Source organism: Nocardia sp. JMUB6875 (assembly GCF_041154655.1).
Lineage (GTDB): Bacteria > Actinomycetota > Actinomycetes > Mycobacteriales > Mycobacteriaceae > Nocardia.
Genome location: NZ_BAAFGR010000061.1, coordinates 1 through 13,748 on the forward strand (window position 1 = coordinate 1; position 13,748 = coordinate 13,748).

Annotated in this window: 12 protein-coding genes; 10 read left to right on the top strand and 2 right to left on the bottom strand. The window is 66.8% G+C overall.

Translation table 11 applies throughout. From position 1 onward, the window contains the following. Positions 1-476 (bottom strand): helix-turn-helix domain-containing protein (locus tag ACAM49_RS17545; RefSeq protein WP_369636591.1); only part of this gene is annotated, 476 nt, incomplete at its 3' end. Positions 477-807: 331 nt separating this feature from the next. Here ACAM49_RS17545 and cysD point away from each other — a divergent pair. The 5 genes from cysD to ACAM49_RS17570 are packed head-to-tail and all read left to right on the top strand — an operon-like array spanning position 808 to position 6,717. After that, positions 808-1,713: a sulfate adenylyltransferase subunit CysD gene (gene cysD / locus ACAM49_RS17550; RefSeq protein WP_369636592.1), complete on the top strand. Its 906-nt coding sequence runs from the start codon at positions 808-810 to the stop codon at positions 1,711-1,713. Beyond that, positions 1,713-3,575, top strand: coding sequence for an adenylyl-sulfate kinase (cysC, locus tag ACAM49_RS17555; protein WP_369636593.1), 1,863 nt, complete (start codon positions 1,713-1,715; stop codon positions 3,573-3,575). Before cysD ends, cysC begins: the two co-directional genes overlap by 1 nt. Next, on the top strand, positions 3,575-4,771 hold the full coding sequence (locus tag ACAM49_RS17560) for a hypothetical protein (RefSeq protein ID WP_369636594.1): 1,197 nt from the start codon (positions 3,575-3,577) through the stop codon (positions 4,769-4,771). The genes cysC and ACAM49_RS17560 overlap by 1 nt, the downstream gene beginning before the upstream one ends. After that, the gene (locus tag ACAM49_RS17565) at positions 4,768-5,565 is read left to right on the top strand and encodes an SDR family oxidoreductase (RefSeq protein WP_369636595.1); all 798 of its coding nucleotides are present in this window, start codon (positions 4,768-4,770) and stop codon (positions 5,563-5,565) included. Before ACAM49_RS17560 ends, ACAM49_RS17565 begins: the two co-directional genes overlap by 4 nt. Before the next feature lie 18 nt (positions 5,566-5,583). Then, positions 5,584-6,717 carry a sulfotransferase gene (locus ACAM49_RS17570; protein WP_369636596.1) on the top strand — a complete coding sequence of 378 codons (1,134 nt, stop codon included), beginning with the start codon at positions 5,584-5,586 and terminating at the stop codon, positions 6,715-6,717. Between the two features lie 60 nt (positions 6,718-6,777). Here ACAM49_RS17570 and ACAM49_RS17575 read toward each other — a convergent pair whose 3' ends face one another. Further along, a complete protein-coding gene (locus ACAM49_RS17575; RefSeq protein WP_369636597.1) occupies positions 6,778-8,526 on the bottom strand; it encodes a flavin monoamine oxidase family protein in 1,749 nt (582 codons plus the stop codon). A 389-nt stretch (positions 8,527-8,915) separates the two neighbouring features. Here ACAM49_RS17575 and ACAM49_RS17580 point away from each other — a divergent pair, with 389 nt between their 5' ends. The 5 genes from ACAM49_RS17580 (at position 8,916) to ACAM49_RS17600 (ending at position 13,674) form a co-directional block, all read left to right on the top strand. Further along, positions 8,916-10,271, top strand: a complete 1,356-nt coding sequence (locus ACAM49_RS17580; protein WP_369636598.1) for a TIGR03118 family protein — start codon at positions 8,916-8,918, stop codon at positions 10,269-10,271. Between the two features lie 170 nt (positions 10,272-10,441). Beyond that, a complete protein-coding gene (locus ACAM49_RS17585) occupies positions 10,442-11,647 on the top strand; it encodes an MFS transporter (RefSeq protein WP_369636599.1) in 1,206 nt (401 codons plus the stop codon). Positions 11,648-11,735: 88 nt separating this feature from the next. Further along, positions 11,736-12,224 carry a hypothetical protein gene (locus ACAM49_RS17590; protein WP_369636600.1) on the top strand — a complete coding sequence of 163 codons (489 nt, stop codon included), beginning with the start codon at positions 11,736-11,738 and terminating at the stop codon, positions 12,222-12,224. Between the two features lie 76 nt (positions 12,225-12,300). Next, complete coding sequence (locus tag ACAM49_RS17595) at positions 12,301-13,113, top strand: PIG-L family deacetylase (RefSeq protein WP_369636601.1); 813 nt, start codon at positions 12,301-12,303, stop codon at positions 13,111-13,113. Between the two features lie 42 nt (positions 13,114-13,155). Further along, positions 13,156-13,674: a DUF2199 domain-containing protein gene (locus ACAM49_RS17600; protein WP_369636602.1), complete on the top strand. Its 519-nt coding sequence runs from the start codon at positions 13,156-13,158 to the stop codon at positions 13,672-13,674. The last annotated feature ends 74 nt before the right edge of the window (positions 13,675-13,748 follow it).

Below are 13,748 nucleotides of genomic sequence, written 5' to 3' on the forward strand. Positions count from 1 at the left end.
AGCCAGGCCGTGCGGTCGGATTCCGGTGCCCAGGCAATGAATTCGCGGCAGACCGGCGGGGCGAAGGGCATGCGGCGGGCGTGGCGGATCCACGGCACCGAGGGGTTGCCGATGACTTCGGTGATGACGATGGCGTCCTGGCCCGTGTATCCGGTTGCCGTGTCGTGCGTCGGCGACGTCCCTTGACGTTCCAGTTCGGCCAGGAAGACGGGGACATTGTGGTCCTGGGCGAGCGCGCGCATCGGATTCAGCGCCAGGCCGCGCAGCGGGAAGGCGGTGTCGGCGCGGCGGGCGACGGTCAGCAAGCCCAGTCCGAGACTGTAGTTTCCGTCGCCGTCGCGCACGGTCCAGCCGTCGGCGGTGAGCTGGGTCAGCACCGCGTGCGCGGTGGCGCGGGACATGCCGGTGGCGCGCACGATGCGGGCCAGGGAGAGGCGTTCGCCCGGATGCCGCGACAGCAGTTCGATCGCCTGCACGACGCGGTGGGTCGGCGGCGAGGCGGGGGCTGGAGCTGGTTCGGCCGCCGTACCCGGTTCGGAAGCTACTGGGGCGGTGGTGGATTCAGGCAACTCGGTCCCTGCTGAGGTCGGTCCCGTCGAGCGGGCTGGTCGCGCCGATCGTATCGGCCGGGATATCGGTCATCCACATCGGAGTGATTCGGGTGCGCGGGAATTCGGGCGCGGGTATTGACCGTCGCCCGGTGGCCGACCTATCGTCGGTGTCACATTATCGAACAATAGCGTCGAATATTCGACACCGCAAGCCTTCGGGTCACCCGGGTCGGCGACGCGGCGAGTGGGTTGAGAGATGCGCGCGGGATATGAGCTGTCGCACCTGAACGCCTTGGAGGCGGAATCGGTGCACATCATTCGGGAGGTGGCGGCCACTTTCGAGCGGCCGGTGCTGTTGTTCTCCGGCGGCAAGGACTCGGCGGTCATGCTGGAGCTGGCGCGGCGGGCGTTCTGGCCCGCGCCGCTGCCGTTCGCCCTGCTGCACATCGATACCGGGCGCAATTTCGACGAGGTCATCGACTTCCGGGATCGCACGGTGGCGCGGCTGGGCGCGCAATTGCTGGTCGGCAAGGTGCAGGACGATATCGACGCGGGGCGGGTGACCGAACGCCCGGGCGAGACCCGCAATCGGCTGCAGACCGCCACGCTGCTGCGCACCATTCGCGAGCACCGCTTCGACGCGGTGTTCGGCGGCGCGCGGCGTGATGAGGAGAAGGCGCGCGCCAAGGAGCGGGTGTTCAGCTTCCGCGACGAGTACGGCGCGTGGGATCCGCGGGCGCAGCGGCCGGAGGTGTGGAACCTCTACAACGGGCGGCACCTGAAGGGCGAGCACATTCGTGTGTTCCCGCTGTCGAACTGGACCGAGCTCGATATCTGGGAGTACATCGGCCAGGCCGAGGTGGAGCTGCCCTCGCTGTACTACGCGCACCAGCGCACCGTGGTAGAGCGCGACGGAATGCTGTTGGCGGACAATCGATTCCTGACCTTCGGTCCGGACGAGCGGAAGTTCGAGGCCACCGTCCGCTTCCGCACGCTCGGCGACGCCGACTGCACCGGCTGCGTGGAATCCAGCGCCGCCGACCCGGCCGAGGTGATCGCCGAGACCGCGGTCACCCGGCTGACCGAGCGCGGAGCCACCCGCGCCGACGACCGCATCTCCGAATCCGGCATGGAAGATCGCAAGCGAGAGGGTTACTTCTGATGCGCCGCAACCTTTTACGGCTTGCCACCGCCGGCAGTGTCGACGACGGGAAGTCGACGCTCATCGGGCGGCTGCTGTTCGACTCCAAGAGCCTGTTCAGCGATCAGCTGGACGCCATCGAGCGCGCGAGCCTCTCGCGTGGCGGTGACGGGCCGGATCTGTCGCTGGTCACCGACGGCCTGCGTGCCGAGCGGGAGCAGGGCATCACCATCGATGTCGCCTACCGGTACTTCACCACGCCGCGACGGAAATTCATCATCGCGGACACCCCGGGGCATGTGCAGTACACGCGGAACATGGTGACCGGCGCATCTACCGCGGACCTCGCGTTGATCCTGGTCGACGCGCGCAAGGGCGTGTCCGAGCAGACGCGCCGCCATGCCTTCCTGTCCTCGCTGCTGGGCGTCGGGCACCTGGTGCTGTGCGTGAACAAGATGGACCTGGTCGACTGGTCCGAGCAGCGGTTCGAGGAGATCCGGTCGGAGTTCGCGGATTTCGCCACCAAGCTCGATGTCGGCGACCTCAGCTTCATCCCGGTCTCGGCGCTGCACGGCGACAATGTGGTGGATCCGTCCGCGCACACCGCCGACTGGTATCCGGGTCCGCCGCTGCTGCGGCATCTCGAGGAGGTGCACGTGGCCTCGGACCGCAACCTCATCGACAACCGGCTGCCGGTGCAGTACGTGATCCGCCCGCACGGGGAGACCCAGCGCAGTTACGCGGGCACGGTCGCGGGCGGCATCTTCAAGCCGGGCGACGAGGTCGTGGTGCTGCCGTCGGGGCGGACCAGCCGGGTGGCGCAGATCTGGGCGCCGGGCGGCGACAAGGTCGAGGAGGCGTTCAGCGGGATGGCCGTCTCGCTCACCCTCGATGACGAAATCGATATCGGGCGTGGGGATATGCTCGCGCGGCCCGGCAACCAGCCGCACACCGATCGCGAACTCGACGCCATGGTGTGCTGGTTCTCCGACGACACCCAGCTGCGGGCCGGTAACGCCTATTCCATCCGCACCGCCACCCAGACCTCCAAGGTCGAGGTGAGCGAGCTGGACTACCGCCTGGACGTCAATACACTGCATCGGCAGACCGACGCGGATGCGCTGGGGCTCAACGACATCGGGCGGGTGAGTTTGAAGAGCCGCCAGCCGCTGCTGTTCGACCCCTACCGCGAGAACCGCGCCACCGGCAGCTTCATCCTCATCGACGAGACCACCAATCAGACCGTCGCGGCGGGCATGATCACCGGACGCTCCACCGGCACACCGCGTGTCGAGCACAAGGCGTCGAATGTGGTGTGGCACAGCTCCGCCGTGGAACGCGGGCAGCGACTGTCCACGGGTGCGACCGTGTGGCTGACCGGGCTGTCCGGGTCCGGAAAGTCCACCATCGCAGTCGAATTGGAGCGGCAGCTGATCGCCGCCGGGCAGCCCGCCTACCTGCTCGACGGCGACAATCTGCGGCACGGGCTGAACAAGAACCTGGGCTTCACCGACGAGGACCGGCGCGAGAACATCCGCCGCGTTTCCGAGGTGGCCGCGCTGTTCGCGGATGCGGGCGTGGTCGCCATCGTCTCGCTCATCAGCCCGTTCCGCGCCGAGCGTCGAGAGGCGCGAATGCTGCACGACGGCAGGAATCTTCGCTTCCGCGAGGTCTTCGTGGACACCCCGCTCGAGGAATGCGAGCTGCGCGACCCGAAGGGCCTGTACAAGAAGGCGCGCGCCGGGGAACTGCCGGAATTCACCGGTGTCAGCTCGCCATACGAGCGGCCGGAGTTCGCCGATCTGACCATCACCCCCTCGGACGGGACGCCGGCCGAGATCGCCCATCGAATTCGAGAATCACTAGGGATCGCTGAAAGCTGATGACAGACATCGAGAAAGCCGAGCTGCCGCTCACCGAGCCGTTCCTCGCGGCCGTCGCCGAGGCGGAGAAGCTCATCGCCTCCGCCGAATTCATCCGGGATCCGCACGATCTGGCGGAGGGATACGACTATCTGCAAGCCGGAATCGCCGCGGTGTTGCAGCTGTCGCGGGCGCACGGGACCTCGCATCCGTATTTCGTCACCGCGACCGGGCCGTACACCAAGATGGGCCTGGACAACCCGGACACGCTGTACTACAGCGCCAATGTCGAACCGGGCGCGGAATACCTGCTCACCGGTGTGCGCGGCAGCACGGTCGATCTGAGTTTCCAGGTGCTCAAGGGCGATTACACCGCCTCCGATGTGCCCAATGGCGACGACGCGTTCGACGACCGGCGGCTCCAGATCAACGAGGACGGCAGCTATCAGCTGCGATTCGGGCCGCCCAAGGAGAATCCGGGGCCGAACTACTTCGTGCTCGGCGAGGGCGCGTCCATGCTGGCGGTGCGCGAGGTGTACGGCGACTGGAATGCCGAGCGCAAGGGCACCATTCGCATCGAGCGGGTCGACACCATCGGCACCGCGCCGGTCGAGGCGGGTGTGGAACAGCTGCGCAAGCGGTATCGGGCGGCCGGGCGCATGCTGCTGACCCGGGTGCACACCTGGTTCAACTTCCCGAAGTGGTTCTACCTGAACCTGCCGGTCAATACGCTGACCGAACCGCGGCTCACGCCGGGCGGATTGAGCACCCAGTACTCCTCGGTGGGGCATTTCGAGCTCGAGTACGATCAGGCGCTGATCATCACCGTGCCGAAATCCGATGCGCCGTATCAGGGTTTCCAACTGGGCAGCCGCTGGTACATCTCGCTCGACTACGTCAACCACCAGACGTCGCTGAATCACCGGCAGGCGCAGGTGGATCCGGACGGCATGATCCGCATGGTCGTATCGGCGCGGAATCCGGGCGTCGCCAACTGGATCGAGACCACCGGGCGCAAGCTGGGCATTCTCCAGTTCCGCTGGCAGCGGGTGGATCGGGCGATGACGCCGGAGGACGGGCCGACCATCGAGCTCGTGCCCTTCGACAAAGTGGCTGAACGGCTGCCCAACTTCGAACACAATCGGATCGACGAGGCCGGATGGCGGGAGCGGATCGCCGCTCGTCAGCGCGGCTTCGCGGAAAGGATGCTGGGATGAGCCGTCTGAAGACGGGGCTGCTGGCCGACAAGGTTGTCGTGGTCAGCGGGATCGGGCCCGGTTTGGGACGCTCCATCGCTCTCGAGGCAGCCGCCGCCGGGGCCAAGGTCGTGCTCGCGGCGCGTACCGAATCGAAGTTGAAGGAGGTCGCGGAGGAGATCGCGGCCGAGGGTGGCGCGGAAACGCTGTGTGTGCCTACGGATATCACTGATCCGGCGACCGTCGAGAACCTGGCCAAGCGGACTCTCGAGACCTTCGGCCGCGTGGACGCGCTGGTCAACAACGCGTTCAAGGTGCCGTCCATGAAGCCGTTGGCGCGCACCGACTTCGAGCAGATCCGCGAGAGCGTGGATCTCACCGTGCTCGGGAATCTGCGCATGACACAGGCGTTCACCGACGCGCTGGCCGAGACCAAGGGTTCGGTCGTCATGGTCAACTCCATGGTGCTGCGCCACTCCGAGCCCCGCTACGGCAGCTACAAGATCGCCAAGGCGGCGCTGCTGGCCATGTCGCAGACCCTGGCGACCGAGCTGGGGGAGAAGGGGATTCGCGTCAACAGCGTGCTCCCCGGCTACATCTGGACCGATCAGCTCAAGTGGTATTTCGGCGAGATCGCCAAGAAGTACGGCATCACCGAGGAGCAGGTCTACCAGCAGACCGCGTCCAAATCCGACCTGAAGCGGCTGCCGCTGCCCGATGAGATCGCGCAGACCGTCGTCTTCCTGACCTCGCCGTGGGCCAATGCCATCACCGGGCAGACCATCGACGTCAACTGCGGCGAATACCACGTCTGAGCTAGGAGTTTCACTACCATGACCGGACGTACCAACGTCGGCACCGTCGAGGATCTGCACCACTCGGCGTCGAAGGTCTGCGGGCTCACCGATTTCGGGTCCGACGACTATCTGGAGGCGCTCGGCGTCCTGCTGGAGTCCTATCAGCGCGATGCCGGGCTCACCGAGCTCGGGTCCAAGATGAGCCGGTTCTTCCTGCGTGGGGCGCTCGTCGCCCGCGCTTTGAGCGAGGCATCTTGGGCCGCCAACCCGGGTTTTGCCGAAACCCGCATCACCAGGCCGATTTTCGTGACCGGCCTGCCCCGCACCGGCACCACCGCGCTGCACCGCCTGCTCGCCGCCGACCCGCAGCATCAGGCGCTGGAAATGTGGCTCGCCGACTTCCCGCAGCCCCGACCGCCGCGCGACACCTGGGCCGACAATCCCGTCTACCAGGCCGTCGACAAGGGGTTCGCCCAGCTTCGGATCGAGAATCCGGAGTACATGGGCCTGCACTACATGACCGCGGCCGAGCCCGAGGAATGCTGGCAGCTGCTGCGTCAGACAGTGAAATCCGTGTCCTACGAATCGCTGGCCTACCTGCCGACCTATTCGGAATGGCTGCGCAAGCAGGACTGGACCGACGCCTACGCCCGGCACAAGAAGAACCTGCAACTGATCGGCCTGGACGACAACCGCCGCTGGATTCTGAAGAACCCCAGCCATTTGTTCGCCCTGGACGCGCTCATGAAGGTCTACCCCGACGCGCTGATCATCCAGACCCACCGCGACCCGGTCACCATTGTGGGCTCGTCGTGCAGTCTGTCCGAGGCGACCACCAAGGGCTGGTCCACGACGTTCGTGGGCGAGAAGATCGGCTCGTCACAGCTCGAACTGTGGTCGCGCGGACTGCGAGAATTCAATGCCGCCCGGGCCCGCTACAACCCGGATCAGTTCCTGGACATCGAATTCGACGAACTGCGCGCCGACCCGTTCGCCACCGTCGAGAAGATCTACTCGAAATTCGGCCTGGACTACACGGATTCGGCCCGCGCCGCCATGACGACCCTCGATGAGGAGAGCAAGTCCGGGGACCGCAAACCGGTCCACAAGTACTCGCTCGCCGATTACGGCCTCACCGAAGACCAGGTCCGAGCCGAATTCCAGCTCTGACCGACAACCCCACCGGCCGGACGCGCAACGTTGCCCGTCCGGCCGGTGGATCGGGTCGTCTCAACGCTGATGTATCTCGAGTGCGGCCCGGACTCCGCTTTCGAGCGCGCCTTCGATCCACGCCGTGTTGAGGCTGGTGTGGTCCCCGGCGAAATGCACCCTGCCCTCAACCGATCTGGCCGCGAGGTGATGCTCGTGCAGCTGCCCGGGGGTCGGGATGGCGGCTTCCCCGAGTGCGTAGCGGGCTCGCGCCCAGCTCTGGGTGATCCCGACGCCGGTGAATTCGGCATCGACTTGCGGGCCGAACAGTTCACGCATCCCCGCGAGCGCGAAGTGGATGCGCTCGCCCTCGGTGAGCGCGTCCCAGCGCATGGCGTCGTCGCCGAAGGTGTAGGAGGCCAGCACCACACCGCCGTCGGAGTCCTCGACGTGGGAGGGGAAACGGATGGAACGATTCGGCAGGTCGGTGATGCAGCTCCCGCCGCGGAACCTGGCCGGTCCCCGCTCCCAGAAGCGAGTCTTGAACTCCAGCAATATCTTTGTCGCCGAGTCGTGGTGCAGTTCGATGACGGCTCGGCGTTTGTCGTAGGACAGCGGTGGGTCGAAGGTGCAGAACCGCGCCGCGGTGAACGGGATCGCGACGAGCGCGTAGTCGGCGTCGAAGGATTCGACCGGATCGATCGGACGGCCGTCGGAGCCTTCGTTCCCGGTCTCGGCGGTGGTCCAAACTCTGACCCCGCGCTCGGACTGTTCCAGCCGGGTCATGCGCTTGCCCAAGAGGATCGCCGGGCCGAGCCGCCGGGTCAGAGTGTCGGTGAGCGACGCCATGCCACCGGCCAACTCCCAATACCCGGCATCGGGCGGGATGAGTGTGTGATCGACCAGCGGGAACACCACGCTGTTGCGTAGTCGGGCGGTCAGATTCTCGAGGGTGCCGACCGCCTCGAGCTGCTCCTTCGACCAGCTCTGTTCCCGGAGATAGTCACGCAGGGAATGATTCTCGTAGCTGTCCAGCAACGCGGCCCAACCCTCGACCTGCTGCTCGATCGACAGGTCGCCCAACACCGCGACCTGCCGCACCGCGGCATCGAGGGCCGTGCCGCTCGTCACCGTCAGCCCACACCCGAACCCGGCATGCACCGCTTTCGGATCCGCGGCGTATTCCCCACGCGTGCAAGCCATCCCGTTCACATGCACCAGGCTGTGCCGCGCCGCGGCCGGAAACTCGAATTCCGCCCGCGGCCCGTTGGACCACTCCTCGCCGGTGAACGAGCGATAGAACACCGCGGGCGTCACCGGTGTAGGAGTTTCGACGAGCACATCCGAGTTGTAGAACGGCCTGCGCCGCAAACCCAGCTTGTCCGCCAGCGCCAACACCATCGGATGCGCACTCGACAACCGCATAGCCCCGGCCTCGGCGTAGAGGGCCGAATCGGCGAACACGCCCCGCACCGTCTTGACCCGCCCACCCGTGCGATTCCCGTTGGCCTCCAACACCGTAACCACATGCCCGGCCTCGACCAGCAGATTCGCGGCGCACAACCCGGCCGGACCGGCCCCGACGACAATGATCTTCCTCCGCTCGCCCCCGGCGGGCAGCCCGGAATCGATGAGGATCTTCAAATATGCCAACGTGAGATCGTCACCGTTCTCGTCGATCCCCAACAGCTCCCGGGCAAGTAACTCGCTACGAGAGCGATCTCGGACAGTGTTCTGCGCCCCGGCGGGCGCGCGCCCGACGACCGCGCTCGCCCCCGCCGCCAGCGCACTGCCCAGCAGTCGGCGTCGCGAAACCCTCCCGATCGGCATTCCCCATCCTTCTCGGAACGAGTAGACCCGGATCAGTCATTCGTCGCCGACCGACCGGAGGATGCCGCATTCAGGTTCCCCGTCGACAACGGCATCCTGGATCGCGTCGATCCGCTTCGGTCAAGCTCTCCGCCTCGAGCTTCACGAAAACGCACGACAGCACCGACCGCAGCTCCTCGAGTTCCCAGTCCGCCTCCATGAGACCTCACCCTACGTCCGGCCGATGGGCATACGACGCTATCGCCCGCTTCGGTGGAGGGGGCTTGACCAGGGGAGAAGACGGTTTCGGATGGAAATGAGGGTCCCCTAATGACGGGGTGCGCGGGTGCAGCTATGGTTAGCATCACCTAACGCCGCACCTGGGCGTTGTTGGAAGAAGGACCTGGAAGATGAACGGACGCTCGGGCGGTATGCCGGCGGTGCGCAAGAACCTGATGCGCGTGTCGGCGCTGGGGGCGGCGCTGGTTGTGGCGGCGGCGTGCAGCAATACGAAGTCGGACGACGACGTGAAGGCGCTCGACGGGAATCAGTACGTCCAGGTCAATATCGCCTCCAACAAGGACTCGGACAAGGCGCAGTTCACCGATCCGAAGTTCATCAACGCCTGGGGCATCGCGGACCGGCCCAAGGGCGCGGGCGGGCACTTCTGGGTCGGCGCGGGCGGGTACTCGTTCCAGTACGTCGGCGATGTCACGCACTCGCCGGATGCCAAGTACCAGAAGATGTTCCAGGATCCGCTGAAGCTGGTCACCATTCCGGGCGCGGACTCCATCCCGGACGACGACGGTGACGACTCCGAGGGCAAGACCACCGGCGTGGTCTTCAACCCGGCCCCCATCACCTCCGACATCTTCGCGGTGAAGGACCAGCCGGTCAGCTACGACGGCAAGGACGAGAAGCTCACCGGCTCCGCGCGATTCATCTTCGCCACCGACTCCGGCAAGATCTCCGGCTGGACCGAGCAGGGCGCGGGCGGCGCCATCGTGCGCCACGACGGCCCGGCCGTGCTCGAATTCGACGGCACCGCACAGGGAATGGGCTTCAAGGGCATCGCCCTGGACCCGTCCGGCACCAAGCTGCTGGCCGCCGACTTCGGCAAGGACCCGCAGATCCGCACCTTCGACAAGGACTGGAAGCTGGTGCCCACCACCGGTTTCGCCAACCCCTTCGCCACCGGTGACGCCATCGACCCGGCCGACGCGTCCAAGGGCAAGAAGCTGAAGATCGGCGATCCGGCGCCCTTCAATGTCGCCACCATCGGCGACCGCGTCTTCGTCACCTACGCCATCACCCAGCCCAAGGACGGCGACCCCACCCAGCTGAAGAAGGGTGAAGAGGACAAGCTGGACAAGGACCAGGAGAAGGACGCGAACTACAAGGCCAAGAAGGGCCAGGTCGCGGAGTTCGACAAGAACGGCAAGCTGGTCCGCACCCTCGACGCCGACGGCCGCCTCAACGCGCCGTGGGCCGTCACCGTCGCCCCGCAGGGCTTCGGCCCGCTGTCCGGCAAGCTGCTGATCGGCAACTTCGGCGGCACCGGCCGCATCCTCGCCCTGGACGACCAGTCCGGCAAGTTCGTCGACTACCTGCGCAATGCCGACGGCAAGCCCGCCGAGATCGACGGCCTGTGGGGTCTGATGTTCGGCAACGGTGAATCGCTCGGCGACGCCGACGCCCTCTACTTCACCGCGGGCCCGAACAACGAGATGGAAGGCCTCTTCGGCAGCCTGCGCCTGAAGAAGTAGCCACTCGCACAACGCATTTCCGAAGGCCCCGATCCGCAGCGGATCGGGGCCTTCGGCATATCCGAGGGGCCGTATCGCGTATGCGGCGGCCGGGGTCGCCGGTCGTCGAGGCAACTATGCGGTCCGATTCCCGCCGGTAGCGGTGTCCCGGCATTCCTACCGTCGAAGCCATGGAACTCGACGTGATTCCCGAAACCCGTGCCGCGGTGCTGCGTACACCCGTGGTGTGGTTCATGGCGTTGGCCGCCGCGCTGGGCACCGCGAGCATCTATCCGCTGCAACCGGCCATCGCGGAGGTGGCCGCGTCGCTGCAGACCTCGGTCGCGGCGGTCGGTGCGGCGCTGGCCTGCGGGCCCATCGGATTCCTGGTCGGGCTGGCGCTACTCGTGCCGCTGGTCGACCGGTTCGCGCCCCGAGAGGTGGTTTCGATCCAATTCGGGTTTCTCGCAGTGACTTTGGCCGTGAGCGCGGCAGCCGGGTCGGTATGGCTACTGGGTGCGGCCGTCGGCCTGGTGGGTGCGGGCTCCGTGGTCGGCGCCCAATTGAGCTCGGTCGCAGCACGATTCGCGGCGCCGCGGCGGCGCGCCACCGTACTCGGCATCGTGACCGCCGGAATCTCGGCCGGAATCCTCGCGGGCCGAATCGTCGGCGGATGGCTCGCGGAGGTGATGGGCTGGCGGGGCATGCTGCTCGTGTTCGCCGCGAGTTGCGCCGCGATCGCCGTCGCGGCCCGCTCGATCCTGCCCGCGGCTGCCGGAGCTGCGGCCACGGGCTATCTCGCCACCCTGCGCGCGATGCCTGTCCTCTTTGTCCGCTATCCCGTCCTCCGGTTGGCCGCTGGCCGAGGCGCCCTGTGGTTCTTCGCCTTCTGCGCGATCTGGTCCGGGCTCGCGGTCGCCCTGTCCGAGCCGCCGTTCTCGTACTCGCCCGAACGGATCGGTCTCTACGCCTTCGCGGGCCTGCTCGGCATCGTCGCGACCCGAATCGCGGGGGCCTGGACGGACCGTGTCGGCGCCCGCCGCGTGATCCTGCTCGGCCTGACCCTCGCCACGGCGGGCACGGTGATTCTCGCTGTCTCCCTGTCGAATACCGCGATCACCCTGCTGTGCCTGGGCCTGTTCGACGCGGGCTTGTTCGCTGCCCAGGTGGCCAATCAGAGCGGCATCCTCGCCATCGATCCCAGCGCTCCCGCACGGTTCAACAGCGCCTACATGGTCGTGTACTTCATCGGCGGCAGCCTGGGGACCGCCTTCGGCGCCGCGGCCGTCGCGTGGCTGGGTTGGGCGGGCACGGCGGGCGTCGCTGCGGTCGCGATCGTCTTGGCCGCACTTGGGGCTTTCGCAGCGTCCGAGCCTTCCCGCCCGCAAAATATATGAAGTACGAACGCGATCGGGCGGGCCGCTGGGCGGTTGCCAACCTAAGCTGGTGACTGATTTGTCTGATTTCTGAGATGGGGAGTTCGGCATGATCGGTGCGGTTGTCCTGGATCTCGACGGGATTCTGAGCGAGGGTGCCGAGGCGTTGGTGCGGGTTGTCGCCGGTCATGTTCCCGTTGTCGTGGCCACCACCGAGCCCGCACGGGATGTCGCGGCGCTGACCGATGCACGGCCCGAGCTGTTCGAGCAGGTGTCGAGCATTGTCGTCGGCGATCCCGCCGATTGTTCGACGCCCGGCGATCTGCTCGAGATCGTCCTCGAATCGCTCGGTATGGCACCCGGAAACGTGGTCGCGGTGCTGAGTTCGACCGAGGGCGTCATGGATGCCCGGGCGCTCGGGATGCCGGTGATGGTGCTTCCGGATCCGCGCTCGCCGCTGCCGTGGCAGGTGGCGGCGGCGGGCGTGCCGATCACCCCGACCCCGCACCACGCCGCGGTGGCGTTGCTGCGCATGCTCCGGACCGAGGGCGCCATTCCGCTGCGCTGGAAGCTCATCAGGCAGCTGCTGCCCGTGTAGTTCGCCGTCCGGAATCACCGCCCCGGGTCGCGGGTTCATAGAGTGAAAGCGCCGACCACGGAACAAACGGAGACTCATGGCTGAGCAGCTGACGATCATGGCCATCCACGCCCACCCGGACGACGAGGTCATCGGCACCGGCGGCGTGTTCGCCCGCTACGCCGCCGAGGGCATCCGCACGGTCCTGGTGACCTGCACCAATGGCGAGCAGGGCGACGCGCCCGGCGGCATCAAACCCGGCGAGCCCGGCCACGATCCGAACGCGGTGGGCGCTCAACGCCTCTCCGAACTGAAGGAATCCGCGGCCGTGCTCGGCATCGAGCACGTTGAACTGCTCGGCTACCGCGACTCGGGCATGGACGGCTGGGAGGGCAACCGGCATCCCGACGCCTTCTGGAATGTCCCCGTCGAGCAGTCCGCCGCCCGCCTGGCCGACCTCATGCGCCGATACCGCCCCCAGGTCGTCGTCACCTACGACGAGAACGGCAACTACGGCCACCCCGACCACATCCAGGCCAACCGCATCGCCCTGGCCGCCGCCGCGGAAACCGGCATCCCCGACAAGCTCTACTACACCGCGATCCCGCGCGAGAGCTCCCGGGAAATGTTCGAAACCCTGCGCGCCAACGGCCTGATCGACTTCGACCCGCCGGAAGACTTCGGCACCCCCATGGACGAGATCACCACCTTCGTCGACGTCGCCCCCTACACCCGCCGCAAGGTCAAGGCCCTCGAAGCCCACGCCAGCCAAGGCGACAGCGTCCCCTTCCTCAACCTACCCCCCGACCTCCAGCAACTGATCTTCCAAACCGAAACCTTCATCCTCCACTTCAACCGCGTCCCCACCGCCCCTGCGCAAGAAGACGACCTGTTCTCCGGCCTCCGCTGACCGCGGCTGTCCCGCTGCGCCATGGTCGATTACGCTCCCCGGATGACCGGCTCCACCTACACCTGCTCCTCCTGCGCCGAGCTGCACGAGGGCCCGCCCCTGGGTTACGGCGTTCCCGCGCCCGCGTATTGGAACTCCGACGTCGCGAACCAGCCGGGCAGCGTGCTCGGCGAGGAACAGTGCGTGATCGCGGATTCGCACTTCTTCATCCGGGCGCGCCTGATCCTGCCGATCGTCGACACCGGCGGCGAATTCGATTGGGGCGTCTGGGTATCGGTCAGTCGGCAGACCTTCGAGCGCATGTCGGAGGTCTGGGAGCGGCCCGAAAGGGTCGAGGAGCCACCGTATTTCGGCTGGCTGTCCACCGTACTGCCGCTGTACGAACCGGCGACGTTGAACCTGAAGACCAAGCTGCACACCCAGCCGGTCGGCTCCCGTCCCCGCGTGGAGCTGGAGCCGACCGATCATCCGCTGGCCGTCGAACAGCGCAACGGCATCACGCTTTCCCGGGTTCGATCGATCGCCGAGCAACTGCTGCACGGGAACCCAACCGGCCAGTAGTGTGCCGATTTTCGAGACCTGACGGTCGGGTATGCCGCACTCTGGAGGGTATCCGTGATGTCGTGGGCTCCCAG

Coding starts and splice junctions, on each gene's coding strand:
- cysD (WP_369636592.1), top strand. CDS start 808: ATGCGCGCGGGATATGAGCTGTCGCACCTGAACGCCTTGGAGGCGGAA.
- cysC (WP_369636593.1), top strand. CDS start 1,713: ATGCGCCGCAACCTTTTACGGCTTGCCACCGCCGGCAGTGTCGACGAC.
- ACAM49_RS17560 (WP_369636594.1), top strand. CDS start 3,575: ATGACAGACATCGAGAAAGCCGAGCTGCCGCTCACCGAGCCGTTCCTC.
- ACAM49_RS17565 (WP_369636595.1), top strand. CDS start 4,768: ATGAGCCGTCTGAAGACGGGGCTGCTGGCCGACAAGGTTGTCGTGGTC.
- ACAM49_RS17570 (WP_369636596.1), top strand. CDS start 5,584: ATGACCGGACGTACCAACGTCGGCACCGTCGAGGATCTGCACCACTCG.
- ACAM49_RS17575 (WP_369636597.1), bottom strand. CDS start 8,526: ATGCCGATCGGGAGGGTTTCGCGACGCCGACTGCTGGGCAGTGCGCTG.
- ACAM49_RS17580 (WP_369636598.1), top strand. CDS start 8,916: ATGAACGGACGCTCGGGCGGTATGCCGGCGGTGCGCAAGAACCTGATG.
- ACAM49_RS17585 (WP_369636599.1), top strand. CDS start 10,442: ATGGAACTCGACGTGATTCCCGAAACCCGTGCCGCGGTGCTGCGTACA.
- ACAM49_RS17590 (WP_369636600.1), top strand. CDS start 11,736: ATGATCGGTGCGGTTGTCCTGGATCTCGACGGGATTCTGAGCGAGGGT.
- ACAM49_RS17595 (WP_369636601.1), top strand. CDS start 12,301: ATGGCTGAGCAGCTGACGATCATGGCCATCCACGCCCACCCGGACGAC.
- ACAM49_RS17600 (WP_369636602.1), top strand. CDS start 13,156: ATGACCGGCTCCACCTACACCTGCTCCTCCTGCGCCGAGCTGCACGAG.